13 protein-coding genes are annotated in these 17,022 nt (G+C 72.3%); 8 read left to right on the top strand and 5 right to left on the bottom strand.

The genetic code is table 11. From position 1 onward, the window contains the following. Positions 1-37: 37 nt before the first annotated feature. The 4 genes from AB0I52_RS24290 to argF all read left to right on the top strand — a co-directional run bounded on the left by AB0I52_RS24290 (position 38) and on the right by argF (position 6,713). Positions 38-1,552 (top strand): 3' terminal RNA ribose 2'-O-methyltransferase Hen1, encoded by a 1,515-nt coding sequence (locus AB0I52_RS24290; protein WP_363075829.1) that lies wholly within the window; start codon positions 38-40, stop codon positions 1,550-1,552. Beyond that, entirely contained in the window at positions 1,549-4,200 is a 2,652-nt protein-coding gene (locus AB0I52_RS24285) for a polynucleotide kinase-phosphatase (RefSeq protein ID WP_363075827.1), read from the top strand. The genes AB0I52_RS24290 and AB0I52_RS24285 overlap by 4 nt, the downstream gene beginning before the upstream one ends. A gap of 102 nt (positions 4,201-4,302) precedes the next feature. Beyond that, the gene (locus tag AB0I52_RS24280; RefSeq protein WP_363075825.1) at positions 4,303-5,535 is read left to right on the top strand and encodes an arginine deiminase; all 1,233 of its coding nucleotides are present in this window, start codon (positions 4,303-4,305) and stop codon (positions 5,533-5,535) included. A 173-nt stretch (positions 5,536-5,708) separates the two neighbouring features. Then, positions 5,709-6,713: an ornithine carbamoyltransferase gene (argF, locus tag AB0I52_RS24275; RefSeq protein ID WP_363075823.1), complete on the top strand. Its 1,005-nt coding sequence runs from the start codon at positions 5,709-5,711 to the stop codon at positions 6,711-6,713. 65 nt (positions 6,714-6,778) lie between these two features. Here the strand turns inward: argF and AB0I52_RS24270 are convergent, their stop codons facing one another. Next, positions 6,779-7,213, bottom strand: a complete 435-nt coding sequence (locus tag AB0I52_RS24270; protein ID WP_363075821.1) for an ATP-binding protein — start codon at positions 7,211-7,213, stop codon at positions 6,779-6,781. Between the two features lie 228 nt (positions 7,214-7,441). On the opposite strand from AB0I52_RS24270, the gene AB0I52_RS24265 reads away from it, so the two are divergent. Together AB0I52_RS24265 and AB0I52_RS24260 are read left to right on the top strand one after the other, a co-directional pair. Next, the gene (locus tag AB0I52_RS24265) at positions 7,442-8,269 is read left to right on the top strand and encodes an enoyl-CoA hydratase family protein (protein WP_363075819.1); all 828 of its coding nucleotides are present in this window, start codon (positions 7,442-7,444) and stop codon (positions 8,267-8,269) included. A 4-nt stretch (positions 8,270-8,273) separates the two neighbouring features. Beyond that, positions 8,274-10,589, top strand: a complete 2,316-nt coding sequence (locus tag AB0I52_RS24260) for a bifunctional salicylyl-CoA 5-hydroxylase/oxidoreductase (protein ID WP_363075817.1) — start codon at positions 8,274-8,276, stop codon at positions 10,587-10,589. A 147-nt stretch (positions 10,590-10,736) separates the two neighbouring features. Here the strand turns inward: AB0I52_RS24260 and AB0I52_RS24255 are convergent, their stop codons facing one another. The 3 genes from AB0I52_RS24255 to AB0I52_RS24245 are packed head-to-tail and all read right to left on the bottom strand — an operon-like array spanning position 10,737 to position 14,065. Then, positions 10,737-11,564 carry a GNAT family N-acetyltransferase gene (locus tag AB0I52_RS24255; protein WP_363075815.1) on the bottom strand — a complete coding sequence of 276 codons (828 nt, stop codon included), beginning with the start codon at positions 11,562-11,564 and terminating at the stop codon, positions 10,737-10,739. Positions 11,565-11,607: 43 nt separating this feature from the next. After that, a complete protein-coding gene (locus AB0I52_RS24250) occupies positions 11,608-12,423 on the bottom strand; it encodes a PaaX family transcriptional regulator C-terminal domain-containing protein (RefSeq protein ID WP_363075813.1) in 816 nt (271 codons plus the stop codon). A gap of 4 nt (positions 12,424-12,427) precedes the next feature. Next, positions 12,428-14,065, bottom strand: coding sequence for an AMP-binding protein (locus tag AB0I52_RS24245; RefSeq protein ID WP_363075811.1), 1,638 nt, complete (start codon positions 14,063-14,065; stop codon positions 12,428-12,430). A 196-nt stretch (positions 14,066-14,261) separates the two neighbouring features. On the opposite strand from AB0I52_RS24245, the gene AB0I52_RS24240 reads away from it, so the two are divergent. Together AB0I52_RS24240 and AB0I52_RS24235 are read left to right on the top strand one after the other, a co-directional pair. After that, a complete protein-coding gene (locus tag AB0I52_RS24240) occupies positions 14,262-15,389 on the top strand; it encodes an acyl-CoA dehydrogenase family protein (protein WP_363075809.1) in 1,128 nt (375 codons plus the stop codon). Continuing rightward, entirely contained in the window at positions 15,386-15,787 is a 402-nt protein-coding gene (locus AB0I52_RS24235; RefSeq protein ID WP_363075807.1) for a RidA family protein, read from the top strand. The genes AB0I52_RS24240 and AB0I52_RS24235 overlap by 4 nt, the downstream gene beginning before the upstream one ends. A 90-nt stretch (positions 15,788-15,877) precedes the next feature. Here AB0I52_RS24235 and AB0I52_RS24230 read toward each other — a convergent pair whose 3' ends face one another. Continuing rightward, complete coding sequence (locus AB0I52_RS24230) at positions 15,878-17,011, bottom strand: FAD-dependent monooxygenase (protein ID WP_363075805.1); 1,134 nt, start codon at positions 17,009-17,011, stop codon at positions 15,878-15,880. Positions 17,012-17,022 lie beyond the last annotated feature (11 nt).

The raw sequence follows: 17,022 nt of genomic DNA, 5'->3' as shown, positions 1-17,022 counted from the left end.
CTGGTGAGGGGGAGTGAACCGGACCATACTCGGACGGGTGTTCCTGACGATCAGTACGACCGGCACCCCGGAGCGTCCCGCCACCGATCTCGGATTCCTGCTGCACAAGCATCCCGAGAAGGCGCAGATGTTCTCCACTTCCCATGGCACCGCGCACGTCTTCTATCCCGAGGCGTCCGCGGAGCACTGCACGGCGGCGTTGCTACTGGAGGTGGATCCCGTGGCTCTGGTGCGGCGGGGCAAGGGCAAGGGCCGGGGCGGTGCCCCCGACGCGGCACTCGCCCAGTACGTCAACGACCGCCCGTACGCGGCCTCCTCGCTGCTGTCCGTTGCGATGAGCACTGTCTTCAAGTCCGCGCTGAGCGGCGCCTGCCGGGCGATGCCCGAGCGGGCCGAGGAGGCGCTGCCGTTGCGGATCGAGGTGCCCGCCCTCCCGGCCCGTGGTGGTGCCGACCTGGTGCGCAAGCTCTTCGGTCCGCTCGGCTGGTCGCGGGTGGACGCGGTGGCCGTACCGCTGGACGAGCAGTTCCCCGAGTGGGGGGACTCGCGGTACGTACGGCTCGTGCTGGAGGGCGAGCTGCGGCTGGCGGACGCGCTGCGGCAGCTGTATGTCCTGCTGCCGGTGCTCGACGACGCCAAGCACTACTGGGTGTCGCCCGACGAGGTGGACAAGCTGCTGCGGGCCGGTGAGGGCTGGCTGGCCGATCACCCCGAGCAGAAGCTGATCACCAGCCGGTACCTGGCCCGCCGCTGGGGGCTGACCCGGCAGGCGATGGAGCGGCTGGAGCTGGTCCGGCTCGCCGAGTCGGACGACCTCGACGTCGAGAGCATCGACAACGCGGTCGACGAGACGGCCGACACCGAGGAGCGGCCGGTGCCGCTCGCCGAGCAGCGGCGGACCGCGATCCTGGCCGCGCTGAGCGGCGCCGGGGCGAGCCGGGTGCTCGACCTGGGCTGTGGACAGGGCCAGTTGGTGCAGGCGCTGCTGAAGGACGTGCGCTTCACGGAGATCGTCGGGGTCGACGTCTCGATGCGCGCCCTCACCATCGCCTCGCGCCGGCTGAAGCTGGACCGGATGGGGGAGCGGCAGGCTGCCCGTGTGACGCTTCAGCAGGGCGCGCTCACGTACACCGACAAGCGGCTCAAGGGGTACGACGCGGCGGTGCTCAGCGAGGTCATCGAGCATCTCGACCTGCCGCGGTTGCCCGCGCTGGAGTACGCGGTGTTCGGCTCGGCCCGTCCCCGCACCGTGCTGGTGACCACGCCGAACGTCGAGTACAACGTCCGCTGGGAGACGCTCCCGGCCGGGCACGTCCGGCACGGCGACCACCGATTCGAATGGACCCGGGCGGAGTTCCGGGAGTGGGCGGGCGAAGTGGCCCGCCGGCACGGGTACGCGGTGGAGTTCGAGGCCGTGGGCCCCGACGACCCCGAGGTGGGTCCGCCCACCCAGATGGCGGTTTTCACCATGACCGTGGCCGGCGACACCGACACCGACACCGACACCGACACCGAGACCGACGAGACCGAGAAGGGGGCGAAAGCCGCATGAGCAGTACCAGTGACCGCACCGGCGCCGGCATCAGCGAAAGCACCGGTCACAGCACCAGCAACACCACCAGCACCAGCGAAGGCACCACGCGCACCCTGCCGGTGACCGACCTCTCTCTCGTGGTCCTCATCGGGGCCAGCGGCTCGGGCAAGTCCACCTTCGCCCACCGGCACTTCAAGGCGACCGAGATCATCTCCTCGGACTTCTGCCGGGGCCTCGTCGCCGACGACGAGAACGACCAGAGCGCGAGCCGGGACGCCTTCGACGTCCTGCACTACATCGCGGGCAAGCGCCTGGCCGCCGGACGGCTGACCGTCGTCGACGCCACGAACGTCCAGCCCGAGAGCCGCCGTCAGCTGGTGAAGCTGGCCCGGGAACACGACGTGCTGCCCATCGCCATCGTGCTCGACCTGCCCGAGGAGGTCTGCCTCGCACGCAACGCGGCCCGCCCGGACCGCGCCGACATGCCCCGCCACGTCGTGCAGCGCCACCGCCGCGAGCTGCGCCGCTCGCTGCGCGGCCTGGAGCGTGAGGGATTCCGCAAGGTCCACATCCTGCGCACCGAGGACGAGGCCGGGCGGGCGGAAGTGGTGCGTGAGCGCCGCTACAACGACCTCCGCCATCTCACCGGTCCCTTCGACATCATCGGTGACATCCACGGCTGCAGCTCCGAGCTGGAGACCCTGCTCGGAAAGCTCGGCTACGAGGACGGCGCGCATCCCGAAGGACGTACGGCGGTCTTCGTCGGCGACCTCGTCGACCGAGGCCCCGACAGCCCCGGCGTGCTGCGCCGTGTGATGTCGATGGTGTCGGACGGCAACGCGCTCTGCGTGCCCGGCAACCACGAGAACAAGCTCGGCCGCTACCTCAAGGGCCGCAAGGTCCAGCAGACCCACGGACTCGCGGAGACCATCGAGCAGCTGGAGCGGGAGGACGCCAGGAGCCCGGAATTCCGGGAGCAGGTCAGGGAGTTCATCGACGGGCTCGTCAGCCACTACGTACTGGACGGCGGCAGGCTGGTCGTCTGTCACGCCGGACTGCCCGAGAAGTACCACGGGCGCACCTCCGGGCGGGTCCGCTCGCACGCGCTGTACGGCGACACCACCGGCGAGACCGACGAGTTCGGCCTGCCGGTGCGCTACCCGTGGGCGGAGGAGTACCGGGGCAGCGCCGCCGTCGTCTACGGCCACACTCCCGTACCCACCACCTCCTGGGTCAACAACACCATCTGCCTGGACACCGGGGCCGTCTTCGGCGGGAAGATGACCGCGCTGCGCTGGCCGGAGCGCGAGCTCGTCGACGTACCGGCCGAGCAGGTCTGGTACGAGCCCGTGAAGCCGCTGACCACCCGGGCGCCGGGCGGCTGTGAGGGCCGTCCGCTGGACCTCGCGGATGTGCGGGGGCGCCGGATCGTGGAGACCCGGCACATGGGCCGGATCGCGGTGCGCGAGGAGAACGCGGCGGCCGCGCTGGAGGTCATGAGCCGGTTCGCCGTCGACCCCCGGTTGCTCACCTACCTCCCGCCGACCATGGCGCCGACGGCCACCTCGAAGGAGGAGGGCTATCTGGAGCATCCGGCCGAGGCGTTCGCGCAGTACCGGGCGGACGGCGTGGCCAGGGTCGTGTGCGAGGAGAAGCACATGGGCTCACGGGCCGTTGCCCTGGTGTGCCGGGACGCGGAGGTGGCACGCGAACGCTTCGGGACGGGGGACGCCTTCCCCGCCGCCGGAGGCGGGGGAGGCCCGACGGGCGCCCTGCACACCCGCACCGGTCGCCCGTTCCTGGACGACGCCGCGCTGACCGAGGTCATCCTCGGCCGGCTGCGCGCGGCCGTCACCGCCGCCGGGCTGTGGGAGGAGTGGGACACCGACTGGGTGCTGCTCGACGCCGAGCTGATGCCCTGGTCCCTCAAGGCGGCCGGGCTGCTCCGCTCGCAGTACGCGGCGGTCGGCGCCGCGTCGGGCGCCGTCTTCCCCGCGGCCGAGGCCGCCCTCGCGGCAGCGGTGGAGCGTGGCATCGACGTCGGCGCGCTCGCGGACCGGCAGCACGGCCGGGCCCAGGACGCGGCGGCGTTCACCGAGGCCTACCGCCGATACTGCTGGAGCACCGAGGGGCTCGACGGGGTGCGGCTGGCACCGTTCCAGATCCTCGCCGTGCAGGGCCGCTCGCTCGCCGCCGTTCCCCATGACGAGCAGCTGGCCTGGCTGGACCGGCTGGTGGAGCACGACCCCACGGGGCTGCTCCAGGTCACCCGGCGGCTCGTCGTCGAGACCGCCGACGAGGCGTCGGTCCGCTCCGGCATCGACTGGTGGCGGGAGATGACCGGCCGCGGCGGCGAGGGCATGGTGGTCAAGCCGCTCGGCGCGTTCGTCAGGGACGGCAAGGGCCGGCTGGTCCAGCCCGGCATCAAGGTGCGCGGCCGGGAGTACCTGCGGATCATCTACGGACCCGAGTACACCCGCCCGGAGAACCTGGACCGGTTGCGCGGCCGGTTCCTCGGCCACAAGCGGTCGCTCGCCCTGCGTGAGTACGCACTGGGTCTCGAAGCCCTGGACCGGCTGGCCGGGGGCGAGCCGCTGTGGCGGGTGCACGAGGCGGTCTTCGCGGTGCTGGCACTGGAGTCGGAGCCGGTGGACCCCCGGCTGTAGGAGCCGTCCGGCGGACCGGGAGCACCGGCGGTCCCGGCCCGCCGGAAGAACCGGCAGGCGATTCGCCGGGTGAACGGCGCTCCGCGCGGTGAGGATACGGGCATGGGATTCCATGTCGACTCCGAGGCCGGGCGGCTGCGCCGCGTCATCGTGCACCGCCCCGATCTGGAACTGAAACGGCTCACCCCGAGCAACAAGGACGCGCTGCTCTTCGACGACGTGCTCTGGGTGCGCCGGGCCCGCCAGGAGCACGACGGTTTCGCGGACGTGCTGCGCGACCGAGGCGTGGAGGTGCACCTCTTCGGGGATCTGCTCCGCGAGTCGCTGGAGATCCCGGTGGCCCGGCGGCTCGTGCTGGACCGGGTCTTCGAGGAGAAGGAGTACGGCCCGCTCGCCACCGAGCATCTGCGGGCCGCCTTCGAGGAGCTGACCGCCCCCGAACTCTGCGAGGCGCTGGTCGGCGGGATGACCAAGCGGGAGTTCCTGGAGCGGCACCGCGAGCCGACCTCGGTGCGCTTCCACGTCATGGACCTGGACGACTTCCTGCTCGGGCCGCTGCCGAACCACCTCTTCACGCGTGACACCTCGGCCTGGATCTACGACGGGGTCTCCATCAACGCCATGCGCTGGCCGGCCCGGCAGCGCGAGACCGTCCACTTCGAGGCGATCTACCGGCACCATCCGCTCTTCACCGGTCCCGACGCGGGCGCCTTCCACCACTGGTCGGAGGGGCAGGACGACTACCCCTCCACCATCGAGGGCGGCGACGTCCTGGTCATCGGCCGGGGAGCCGTCCTCATCGGGATGAGCGAGCGCACGACCCCGCAGGCGGTGGAGATGCTGGCCCGCGGACTCTTCGACGCCGGGTCCGCCCGCACGATCGTGGCGCTCGACATGCCCAAGAGCCGGGCGTTCATGCACCTGGACACGGTGATGACGATGGTCGACGGGGACACCTTCACCAAGTACGCGGGCCTGGGCATGCTCCGCTCGTACACCATCGAGCCTGGAGACGGCCCGCGTGACCTCAAGGTCACCGACCATCCGCCCGAGCACATGCACCGCGCCATCGCCGAGGCGCTGGGCCTGGACTCGATCCGGGTCCTCACCGCCATCCAGGACGTGCACGCCGCCGAGCGCGAGCAGTGGGACGACGGCTGCAACGTCCTGGCCGTCGAACCGGGCGTCGTCGTCGCCTACGAGCGCAATGCCACCACCAACACCCACCTGCGCAAGGAAGGAATCGAGGTCATCGAGATCCGAGGCAGCGAACTGGGCCGGGGCCGGGGCGGACCCCGCTGCATGAGCTGTCCGGTGGTCCGCGATCCGGTGTGACCGGTGCGAGCGGTGCGAGCGGTGCGAGCGGTGCGGCCGGTCCGGTGCGTACGGTTGCGGGTATGGGTGAGGTGTGCGGGGTATCGAAACCGCTCTGTATAGCGATGCATGGCATCGTATAGACTTCCAGGGTTACCGTATGCGTCCCCCCGCCCGACCCAGGAGCAGTCACCATGGCCATAGACCTCGCAGGCCGCCACTTCATCAAGGAGCTGGACTTCACGGCCGAGGAGTTCCGCGGCCTGATCGACCTGGCCGCGGAGCTGAAGGCCGCGAAGAAGGCGGGGACCGAGGTGCAGTGGCTGCGGGGCCGGAACATCGCGCTGATCTTCGAGAAGACCTCGACCCGTACCCGGTGCGCGTTCGAGGTGGCCGCCGCCGACCAGGGCGCGTCCACGACCTATCTGGACCCCTCCGGCTCCCAGATGGGCCACAAGGAGTCGGTGAAGGACACCGCACGTGTCCTCGGCCGGATGTTCGACGGGATCGAGTACCGGGGCGACAGTCAGGCGGCCGTCGAGGAGCTGGCGGCGTACGGCGGGGTGCCCGTCTTCAACGGGCTGTCCGACGACTGGCACCCCACCCAGATGCTCGCCGACTACCTCACCATGACCGAGCACAGCACCAAGCCGCTGGAGCGGATCGCGTTCGCCTACCTAGGCGACGCCCGGTTCAACATGGGCAACTCCTACCTGGTCACCGGCGCCCTGCTGGGCATGGACGTGAGGATCGTCGCGCCGGAGGCCTACTGGCCCGCCGACGGGATCGTCGCGGAGGCCCGCAGGCTCGCCGAGGGCAGCGGGGCGACCGTCACGCTCACCGAGGACATCGCCGAGGGCGTACGCGGCGCCGACTTCGTCGCCACCGACGTGTGGGTCTCGATGGGGGAGCCCAAGGAGGTCTGGGACGAGCGGATCGTCGCCCTCGCGCCGTACGCCGTCACCATGGACGTCCTGCGGGCCACCGCCAACCCCGACGTGAAGTTCCTGCACTGCCTCCCGGCCTACCACGACCTCGGCACCAAGGTCGGGCGGGAGATCCACGCCCGGCACGGTCTGACCGAGCTGGAGGTCAGCGACGAGGTCTTCGAGTCCGCCCACTCGGTCGTCTTCGACGAGGCGGAGAACCGGATGCACACGATCAAGGCGGTGCTGGTCGCGACGCTGGCCGGGTCCTGAACGGGTCTGGCCGCAGTCCTCGGCGCCGCCCCGCGGGCTGACCGCAGGGCCTCACGCCCGCCCGGTCAGACCACCGGAGGGGCGGGCGAGGGCAGGGTGAACCACACGGCCTTGCCGCGTTCCGTCGTGCGGTGACCGCAGGACGAGCTGAGGGTGCGGATCAGCAGCAGCCCCCTGCCGTGCTCCTGCCAGGGGTCCGGCTCGCTGCCCGGCACGGGACTGGAGAGATCGCCCGGCGGGGCGGGGTCGTGGTCGTGCACCTCCACCTGGCAGCCGGTCGGCAGCAGCTCCACCACGAGGTCGATGGGATCGTCGCCGGGGGTGTGCTCCACGGCGTTGGTGACCAGTTCGGCGGTGAGCAGTTCGGCGGTGTCGCTGTCTGCCGGCGCCTCGATGTCCGCCAGCGCCGCACGGATCAGGGCGCGGGCCATCGGCACGGCCGCGGCCGAGTGCGGCAGTGCGATCCGCCAGGAGGCGGGGGCGGGGACATAGGGGGGCACGGAGGGGGGTTCCATTCGGGGGGGTCGGGACGTTCATGGAACGCATTACTTCTTGGTTTCAACCATACGAAGCCCCATGGCCCGGACAAGGGGCTGTCGACCGGCACGAAGGGGACTTTCGTCACAACGGACTCACGCTCTGCATATCGCGTACTCGTGACGGGAGTCACGTACGAGTGATAAATTCGACGCAAGCAGCAGCCCGACGGCTGAAGGGGACCACCCTCCATGAGCCCGTTTCCCAGCTCCGCACCACGTACGGAGAACTGGCGCCATCTCCGGGTCACCACGCGCGACGGTGTCGCCACCGTCACCCTCGCCCGCCCCGAGAAACTCAATGCGCTGACCTTCGGCGCCTACGCCGATCTGCGTGATCTGCTGGCCGAGCTGTCCAGGGAGCGCACCGTGCGGGCCCTGGTCCTGGCCGGTGAGGGGCGCGGCTTCTGCTCCGGCGGCGATGTGGACGAGATCATCGGCGCCACCCTCGCGATGGACACCGCCCAGCTGCTGGACTTCAACCGGATGACCGGTCAGGTCGTACGGGCCCTGCGCGAATGCCCGTTCCCCGTCGTCGCGGCCGTGCACGGGATCGCCGCGGGAGCGGGCGCCGTCCTCGCGCTGGCCGCCGACTTCCGGATCGCCGACCCGACGGCCCGGTTCGCCTTCCTCTTCACCCGGGTCGGGCTCTCCGGCGGCGACATGGGCGCCGCCTATCTGCTGCCGCGGGTGGTGGGTCTCGGCCATGCCACCAGGCTGCTGATGCTCGGCGAACCCGTCCACGCGCCCGAGGCCGACCGCATCGGGCTGATCAGCGAACTGACCGAGGAGGGCCGCGCCGACGAGCGGGCCGCGGAGCTCGCCCGCCGCCTCGCGGACGGCCCCGCCCTCGCCCTCGCCCAGACGAAGGCGCTGCTCACCGCCGAGCTCGACATGCCGCTGGCCGCCGCCGTCGAGATGGACGCCGCCACCCAGGCCCTGCTGATGCACGGCGAGGACTACGCCGAGTTCCACGCCGCCTTCACCGAGAAGCGGCCGCCGAAGTGGCAAGGCCGGTAGCGCGATGACGGCGTCCGGGGGCCCGCACCCCGACAACCCGTCGGCCGGCCCGCACCGTATCGCCGTCATCGGCGGCGGACCCGGCGGGCTCTACGCCGCGGCGCTGCTCAAGAGGCTGGACCCCGAGCGCGAGATCACCCTCTGGGAGCGCAACACCCCCGACGACACCTTCGGTTTCGGCGTCGTCCTCTCCGACGAGACGCTCGGCGGCATCGAGCACGCCGACCCCACCGTCCACCGCGCGCTCCAGCAGGAGTTCGTCCGGTGGGACGACATAGACATCGTCCACCGCGGCCACACCCAGACCTCCGGCGGTCACGGCTTCGCCGCGCTCGGCCGCCGCCGCCTCCTGGAGATCCTGCACGAGCGCTGCGCGTCCCTCGGGGTCCGGCTCCACTTCCGCACGGAGGCCCCGCCCGCCGCCGAACTCGCCGCCTCGTACGACCTGGTGATCGCCGCCGACGGGGTGCACAGCACCACCCGCACCGCCCACGCCGACAGCTTCGGCCCCCGCGTCACCACCCACCGCTGCCGCTACATCTGGCTCGCCGCCGACTTCGCCCTGGACGCCTTCCGCTTCGAGACCGCCGAGACCGCGTACGGCGTGATGCAGCTGCACGGCTATCCGTTCTCCCCGGACGCCTCGACCGTCATCGTGGAGATGCGCGAGGAGGTCTGGCGGGCCGCCGGATTCGACACCCGCGACCCGGCCGAGTCGACCCGGCACTGCGCCGCGATCTTCGCCGGCGCGCTCGGCGGCCGGCCGCTGCGCTCCAACAACTCCTCCTGGCTCACCTTCAGCACCGTCGTCAACGCCCACTGGTCGCACGGCAACACGGTCCTCATCGGCGACGCCGCCCACACCGCGCACTTCTCCATCGGCTCCGGCACCAAACTCGCCGTCGAGGACGCCCTCGCGCTCGCCGCCTGCATCGAGGAACAGCCCGGCCTGCCCGCCGCCCTCGCCGCGTACGAGAGCGAGCGCCGGCCCGTCGTCGAATCGACCCAGCGCGCCGCGGCCGCCAGCCTGCGCTGGTTCGAGGAGCTGGGCACGTACGTCGACCAGCCGCCCCGCCAGTTCGCGTTCAACCTCCTCACCCGCAGCCGCCGCGTCACCCACGACAATCTGCGGCTGCGCGACGCCGGGTTCGCCGCGGCCGTCGAGGAGGAGTTCGGCTGCCCGCCCGGCACCCCGCCGATGTTCACCCCGCTGCGGCTGCGCGGGCTTGAGCTGCGCAACCGGGTCGTCGTGTCGCCCATGGACATGTACTCGGCCACCGACGGAGTCCCCGGGGACTTCCACCTCGTCCACCTGGGGGCGAGGGCGCTCGGCGGCGCCGGGCTCGTCATGACGGAAATGGTCTGCGTGAGCCCCGAGGGCCGCATCACCCCCGGCTGCACCGGCCTCTACACCTCGGCACAGGCCATCGCCTGGACCCGGATCACCGACTTCGTACACACCACGTCGCCCGGCACCGCCATCGGCGTCCAGCTCGGCCACTCCGGTCGCAAGGGCTCCACCAAGCTGATGTGGGACGGCATCGACCAGCCGCTCGACGAGGGCGGCTGGCCACTCGTGGCCGCCTCCCCGATCCCGTACGCGCAAGGGGTCAACCAGGTACCGCACACCCTGGACCGGGCGGGTCTCGACGCGGTGCGCGAGCAGTTCACGGACGCCGCCCACCGCGCCGGCGCCTGCGGATTCGACCTCCTCGAACTCCACTGCGCCCACGGCTACCTGCTCTCCGGCTTCCTCTCGCCGCTCACCAACCACCGCACCGACTGGTACGGCGGATCACTGGCGAACCGGCTCCGCTACCCGCTCGAAGTCTTCGACGCCGTCCGTGAACGGTGGCCCGAGGACCGTCCGATGACGGTCCGGATCTCCGCCACGGATTGGGCCCGGGGCGGCACCACGGCCGAGGACGCCGTCGAGATCGCCCGCGCGTTCGTCGCCCACGGAGCCGACGCCATCGACGTGTCCACCGGCCAGGTCGTCCCCTACGAGCGGCCCGAGTACGGGCGCTCCTACCAGACCCCGTACGCCGACCGGATTCGCAACACCCTGTGCGTGCCCGTCATCGCGGTGGGCGCCATCTCCTCCTGGGACGACGTCAACTCCCTGCTGCTGGCGGGCCGCGCCGACCTCTGCGCCCTGGCACGCCCGCACCTGTACGACCCGCACTGGACGCTGCACGCGGCGGCCGAGCAGGGCTACGCGGGTCCGGGCGCGCCCTGGCCGCTCCCGTACCGCGCGGGCAGCCGCACCCCGCCGACCGGCCGCACCGACGCACCGAAACCGCGGCTCACTCTGGGCTGACAGCCTCTGACGTCAGGCACGCGTGGACGTAGACCTTCGCCCCGCCCCGGAACGCCCTTCGTGCCGGCGCGGAACTCCGGCCCCAGCTCCCCGTACCGCCTCCACCGCACCACGTTCGCCGCGACCGGCCATACCGGCTCGGGAGTCTCAGCCATCGCTTCGCTCCACGCTGATCAGCATCCGGTCGGAGACCGCCCGGTAGCCGATGCGTACGTAAACGCCGTTGCTGGTGGGGTTGGCCAGGTCGGCGAAGAGCAGCACCTCGTCCGCGCCCGCCTCCCGGGCCGTCCGGCTGATCTGCGCGGTCACCGCCGCCGCATAGCCCCGGCCGCGGTGCTCGGGCGGGGTGTAGACCGGCGCGACCCGTACCGTGCCCGCGATCCGCGGCGAGACGCCCGCCATCGACACGGGGACGCCGCCGTCCTCCCAGAGCGTCAGCCGCCCTTCGGCCGTCCGCTCGTCCACCCCCCGTTCCGGGTGCCCGGCCGGCTCGCCGATCTCGGCGGCGAAAGCGCGGAACCAGCCCAGCAGCAGTTCCCGGTCCGCCCCGGTCGCGGCCCTTGCCCGGCCACCGGGAGCCGGCGAGGGCGGTATCAACTCGCCCAGCCGGTAGAGCCGCTGCTCCTCGTCGAGGCGGTGCCCCGGCCAGTGGGCCGCCACCGCCACGGCTGTGGCCCGGTCCGCGTTGACGCCGGTGAGCGGGAGGGCGGCCAGCAGCGGACCGACCGCCTCCGGGACGAGCCCGTTCAGCAGCGCCGGACGGGGCGGTGTCCGTACCACGGTCCCCGCCACCGCACCGTCCGCCCCGCGCCACCAGCCCAGCACCGGGGCGTGATCGGTGAACGTGTGCGGGCCATTGCGTCGCAAGGACGCGGTGACGGTCAGCGCGAGGGTGTTCTCGGCAGGCCGGGCGGCGAGGGAGGCGCCGGCCGCGTCGAGGAACACGTCGACATCGTCAGTGAAGGTCCAGGTCATACACCCGCATTCTGCCGGGCGGGCCACCCGGGCAGCACCTGTATTACGCGCGCACGAACTCCGCCCCCGCGTCCCGCAGCCGCTCGTGCAGCAGCCCGAAGACCTCCGCCGACCGGCCGCCCGGCCACTCGTCCGGCAGCAGCTCGCGCGGCAGCCCCGGGTCCGCGTACGGCACCTGGCGCCAGGAGTCCAGCGCGGTCAGGTAGTCGCGGTAGGCGAGCTCGGGATCGGCTGCCGCGTCCCCCCGCGACTCCCAGGCCCGCAGCACCGGTTCGTGCCGCTCCAGGAAGTCGCGGTGCAGCCGGGCGATCGCGTCCAGGTCCCACCAGCGCGCCACCGACTCCGCGGTGGCGGCGAAACCCAGGTGGTCGCCGCGGAACAGGTCGACGTACGGGGCCAGTTCGAGGCGCTCCAGGGTGTGCCGGGTCTCGTCGTACAGCCCGGCCGGGGCGATCCAGACGCCGGGGGCTGCCGTGCCGAAGCCCAGCCGGGCCAGCCGCGAGCGCAGCAGGTGCCGCTTGTGACGCTCGGCCTCCGGTACGGAGAACACCGCGAGCACCCAGCCGTCGCCGAGCCGGGGCGCCGGGTGCCGGTAGATCCGCCGGTCGCCGTCGTCGAGCAGCTGGCGGGCGTCGGCCGAGAGCGCGTAGCCGGCGGCCCCGTCCGCCGTACGGGCCGCGGCGAGCAGCCCGCGCCGCTTCAGCCGGGAGACGGATGACCGTACGGCGGGGGCGTCCACGCCGACGGCAGCCAGCAGCCGGATGAGTCCGGCGACCGGCAGCGGGGCGTCGTCGGGGGTCCGGCCGTAGGCACCGTAGAGGGTGACGATCAGCGAGCGGGGTGCGTGCGGTTCGGCCATGTGATCATTCTCGGCCCGGAGCGGGAGGACCGGCACCCTGTTCGCCCTCGCGCAGCCGGAACCGTTGCAGTTTGCCCGTCGCGGTACGCGGGAGCGCGGGCAGGAAGGTGATGAGGCGCGGGCATTTGTGCGGGGCCAGCTCCGTCTTCATGAAGGCACGCAGCGCGTCGGCCGAGAGCGTGGAGCCCTCCCGCAGGACCACGTACGCGGCCACGATCCGGCCGCGCAGCTCGTCCTCGCGGCCCACCACCGCGGCCTCCGCCACCTCCGGGTGGCGCAGCAGCGCGTCCTCGACCTCGGGGCCCGCGATGTTGTAGCCGGAGGAGATGATCATGTCGTCGGCGCGGGCCACGTAGTGGAAGTAGCCGTCCGCGTCGCGCACGTAGGTGTCGCCCGTGAGGTTCCAGCCGTGCCGTACGTACTCCCGCTGCCGTTCGTCGGCGAGGTAGCGGCAGCCGACCGGTCCGCGTACGGCCAGCAGGCCGGGCTCGCCGTCCGGCACCGCCGCGCCGTCCCGGTCGACCACCCGGGCCTGCCATCCGGGTACCGGGACGCCGGTGGTGCCGGGGCGGATCGCGTCGTCGGCCGCGGAGACGAAGATGTGCAGCAGCTCGGTGGCGCCGATGCCGTTGATGATGCGCAGACCGGTCCGCTCGTACCAGGACCGCCAGGTCGCGACGGGCAGGTTCTCGCCCGCCGACACACAGCGGCGCAGCGCGGGGAGGTCGTACGCGTCGAGCTGGTCGAGCATCACCCGGTAGGCGGTGGGAGCCGTGAAGAGCACCGAGACGCGGTGGGCGGCGAGGGCCGGCAGCAGCACCTTGGGGCCGGCCTGTTCCAGCAGCAGCGCCGAGGCGCCGGCCCGCAGCGGGAAGACCACAAGGCCGCCGAGCCCGAAGGTGAAGCCGAGCGGCGGGCTGCCGGCGAACACGTCGTCGGGCACCGGCCGCAGGACGTGCCGGGAGAAGGTGTCGGCGATGGCCAGCACATCGCGGTGCAGGTGCATGCAGCCCTTGGGGCGGCCGGTGGTCCCCGAGGTGAAGGCGATCAGTGCGACATCGTCCGACGCGGTGTCCACGGCCCGGTAGGGGCCGGGCCGGGCGGCGGCGAGCCGCAGCAGGTCGTCCGGGGCGTCGCCGCCGTACGCGGTGATCCGCAGCCCCGGCACCCGGGCCCTCGCCAGGTCGTCGACCGAGCGGACGTCGCACAGGGCGTGGCTGATCCGGGCGATCGAGCAGATCGTGGCGAGTTCGGCCGCCCGCTGCTGGGCCAGTACGGTGACGGCGATCGCCCCGGCCTTCAGCACCGCCAGCCAGCAGGCGGCGAGGTGGGGCGTGGTGGGGCCGCGCAGCAGTACGCGGTTGCCGGGGACGACCCCCAGGTCCGAGGTGAGGACATGGGCGATCCGGTCGACCCGGTCCCGCAGCTCCCCATAACTCATCACAGCGCCGTCCGGCGTGCGGAAGGCGGGGCGGCCGGCTCCGAAGCGGTCCGCCGTGCGGTCCAGGAGCTCGACGGCGCAGTTCAGCCGGTCCGGATAGTGCAGCTCGGGCAGGTCGAAGACCAGTTCCGGCCACTGGTCGGCGGGTGGCAGATGTTCCCTGGCAAAGCTGTCGATGTGCGCTGAGGTCTTCGGGTCCATGACGGATCGCCCCCTTGTCGCCTCTGGAGCGTATCGTTTAGGTGACGGTAGTCAACGGTCCGCGATAAAACGGGATATCCAGGCAAGGCGCGAGAGAAGGCATGCGCAGAGCTCACGGCAGAAGGCACGCACAGAGCCCGCGAGCGAACGGCATGCTTCATGCTTCCGACGGGACTCCGACAAGAGAGGCGCCGGTATGACGGCATTCTCGCTCGATCCGGACCGGACCGCCTGGTGCGAGGAACTGCGCACCCTCGCCGAGCAGCGGCTGCGCCCGCTCGCGGAGAAGGGCGAGCCCGGTCACGTCAACCGGCCGCTCCTCGCCGCCCTCGGCGAGCTGGGCCTGCTGGACCGGCTGCTGGGCTCCGGCGCCCTCGACCTCTGCCTGCTGCGCGAGTCCCTCGCCCGGGGCTGCACGGAGGCCGAGACCGCCCTGGCGCTCCAGGGGCTCGGCACCTGCCCAGTGCTCCAGGCGGGTACCGCGGCCCACCGGGAACGCTGGCTGCCCGAGGTCCGCGCGGGCCGCGCCGTCGCCGCCTTCGCGCTCAGCGAGCCGGGGGCCGGGTCGGACGCGGCGGCCCTCGCGCTCGACGCCGCGCCCGCGCCGGACGGCTGGCGGCTGACCGGCGAGAAGTGCTGGATCTCCAACGCCCCCGAGGCCGACTTCTACACCGTCTTCGCCCGTACGACGCGGGGCGCGGGAGCCCGCGGCGTCACCGCGTTCCTGGTCCCGGCCGACCGCCCCGGGCTGACCGGCGACTCCCTGGACATGCTCTCGCCGCACCCGATCGGGGCCCTCACCTTCGACGGTGTACCGGTCACCCCCGACGACGTGCTCGGGGAACCGGACCGGGGCTTCCGGGTCGCCATGAACACCCTCAACCTGTTCCGGCCGAGCGTCGGCGCCTTCGCCGTCGGCATGGCCCGCGCCGCCCTCGACGCCACCGTCGCACACACCGAGGAGCGCACCGCGTTCGGCGGCCCGCTCAAGGATCTCCAGGCCGTCGCCCACCAGGTCGCGGAGATGGCCACCCGCACCGAGGCCGCGCGGCTGCTGGTGTACGCGGCCGCCGCCGCGTACGACGCGGGGGAGCCGGGCGTCCCGCGCCGCGCCGCCATGGCGAAGCTGTTCGCGACCGAGACCGCGCAGTACGTCGTGGACACCGCCGTCCAACTGCACGGCGCCCGCGCCCTGCGCCGCGGCCACCTGCTCGAACACCTCTACCGGGAGGTCCGCGCCCCGCGGATCTACGAGGGTGCCAGCGAGGTGCAGCGCACGATCATCGCCAAGGAGCTGTACGCGAACCGGGAGCCGTCCGCATGAGCCCGATCCACCGCATCAACCCCGTCGAACTCTCGCCGCCCGCGGGTTTCTCGCACGCGGTCACCGCCACCGGGAGCCAACTGGTCTTCCTGGCCGGGCAGACCGCCCTCGACCAGCGGGGCGTCATCGTCGGATCCACCCTGCCCGAGCAGTTCGCCACCGCCCTCACCAATCTGCTCGCCGCCCTGCGCGCAGCGGGCGGCGCCCCGGCGGACCTGGCCAGGGTCACGGTCTACGCCACCGATGTCGCCGACTACCGGGTGAACGCCGCCGAACTGGGGCGGATCTGGCGGCGGCTTGCGGGCCGCGACTACCCCGCGATGGCCGTGATCGGGGCGGCGCGGCTCTGGGACGAGCAGGCGCTCGTCGAGATCGACGGAGTGGCGGTGCTGCCCTGAGCGGGCCGGACACCGCGAACGCCCCCTGCGAGCCCGGGAATCCGGGCCCGCAGGGGGCGTGCCGACGCGCACGGAGCGGTCAGCGCGTGATCAGTACGGCTTCACCAGCACGTGGGCCGCACCCGGAATGCCGACCTTCAGCAGCTCGTCCTCCTCGGGCGTCATCTCGCCGCCCGTCTCCTGCTTGAGGACGGCCCGCGACATGGCCTGCACCCACATGGCACGGGGACGGCGGCGCCCCTCCCAGAGGTCGAGCGCGGCCGCCACGTCCGGCTCGGCGTCCAGCGACTCCGCGAGCACCAGCGCGTCCTCCACGGCCATCGCCGCACCCTGCGCGATGTGCGGGGTGCTCGCGTGCGCGGCGTCACCGGCCAGGACGACGCGGCCGATGTGCCACGGCTCCTCGACAGTCACCTGAGAGATCCGCGAGTACACCACGTCCTCGGGTCCGGTGACCGAGGCGAGTGCCTCGGCGACCGGCCCGGAGAACATCGGGAGCCGCTCCTTGAGCTGCTCGTGGGCCTTCTCCGGGTCGGGCCGGAAGTCCTCGGACTCCGCGAACACCGCGCCCAGGTACATCAGTTCGTCCGTGATCGGGGTGAGCAGCGCCTTGGCGGCCTGGCCCGCGGTACTCATCACGACACCCCGCACCCGCTCCTGACGGGGCACGGTGACACGCCAGTTGGCGAAGCCGGTGTACTCGGGGACGAAACGGTTGCCGTACAGCCGGCTGCGCAGCGGCGAGCCGATGCCGTCGAAGCCGACGACCAGGTCCCAGCGTGCGGCCGAGCCGTCGGACAGGGTGACGTTCACTCCCTCGCCGTCGTCCGCGAGCTTGGCGATGGTGGTGCCGAAACGGATCGTGGCCCCGGCCGCCGCGGCGGCGCCGCCGAGCACCTGCGCCAGGGCGGTGCGGGGGATGCCGTTGTTGGAGGGCGCGTCACCCATCCGGGGCTGCGGAATCTCCGCCAGGGTGTTGCCGGCCGGGTCCGCGATGGTCAGCACCTCCCACTCGAAGCCCGCCTTGAGGCAGTCGTCGAGCACCCCGATCTCCCGCATGACGTGGAGGGCGTTGGACGGCTGGATGATGCCGACGCCGAGTGCGTCGAGCTGGTCGCGGAGCTCGGCGACCTCGACGGTGTGGCCGCGCCGGGCCAGGGCGGTGGCGAGCGTCAGCCCGCCGATGCCGCCGCCGTGTATCAGGACGCGCAGGGGTGTTGCCATAGGGGATCTCT

Origin of the sequence: Streptomyces sp. NPDC050423 (genome assembly GCF_040655445.1) — a bacterium.
GTDB lineage: Bacteria > Actinomycetota > Actinomycetes > Streptomycetales > Streptomycetaceae > Streptomyces.
The sequence above is the reverse complement of the archived record's forward strand: the minus strand, read 5'-3'. Positions and strand labels throughout refer to the sequence as shown.

Bases quoted from the DNA above. Each gene is read 5' to 3' on its own strand.
- AB0I52_RS24285 (WP_363075827.1), top strand. From the start codon at position 1,549: ATGAGCAGTACCAGTGACCGCACCGGCGCCGGCATCAGCGAAAGCACC.
- AB0I52_RS24280 (WP_363075825.1), top strand. From the start codon at position 4,303: ATGGGATTCCATGTCGACTCCGAGGCCGGGCGGCTGCGCCGCGTCATC.
- argF (WP_363075823.1), top strand. From the start codon at position 5,709: ATGGCCATAGACCTCGCAGGCCGCCACTTCATCAAGGAGCTGGACTTC.
- AB0I52_RS24265 (WP_363075819.1), top strand. From the start codon at position 7,442: ATGAGCCCGTTTCCCAGCTCCGCACCACGTACGGAGAACTGGCGCCAT.
- AB0I52_RS24260 (WP_363075817.1), top strand. From the start codon at position 8,274: ATGACGGCGTCCGGGGGCCCGCACCCCGACAACCCGTCGGCCGGCCCG.
- AB0I52_RS24255 (WP_363075815.1), bottom strand. From the start codon at position 11,564: ATGACCTGGACCTTCACTGACGATGTCGACGTGTTCCTCGACGCGGCC.
- AB0I52_RS24250 (WP_363075813.1), bottom strand. From the start codon at position 12,423: ATGGCCGAACCGCACGCACCCCGCTCGCTGATCGTCACCCTCTACGGT.
- AB0I52_RS24245 (WP_363075811.1), bottom strand. From the start codon at position 14,065: ATGGACCCGAAGACCTCAGCGCACATCGACAGCTTTGCCAGGGAACAT.
- AB0I52_RS24240 (WP_363075809.1), top strand. From the start codon at position 14,262: ATGACGGCATTCTCGCTCGATCCGGACCGGACCGCCTGGTGCGAGGAA.
- AB0I52_RS24235 (WP_363075807.1), top strand. From the start codon at position 15,386: ATGAGCCCGATCCACCGCATCAACCCCGTCGAACTCTCGCCGCCCGCG.
- AB0I52_RS24230 (WP_363075805.1), bottom strand. From the start codon at position 17,011: ATGGCAACACCCCTGCGCGTCCTGATACACGGCGGCGGCATCGGCGGG.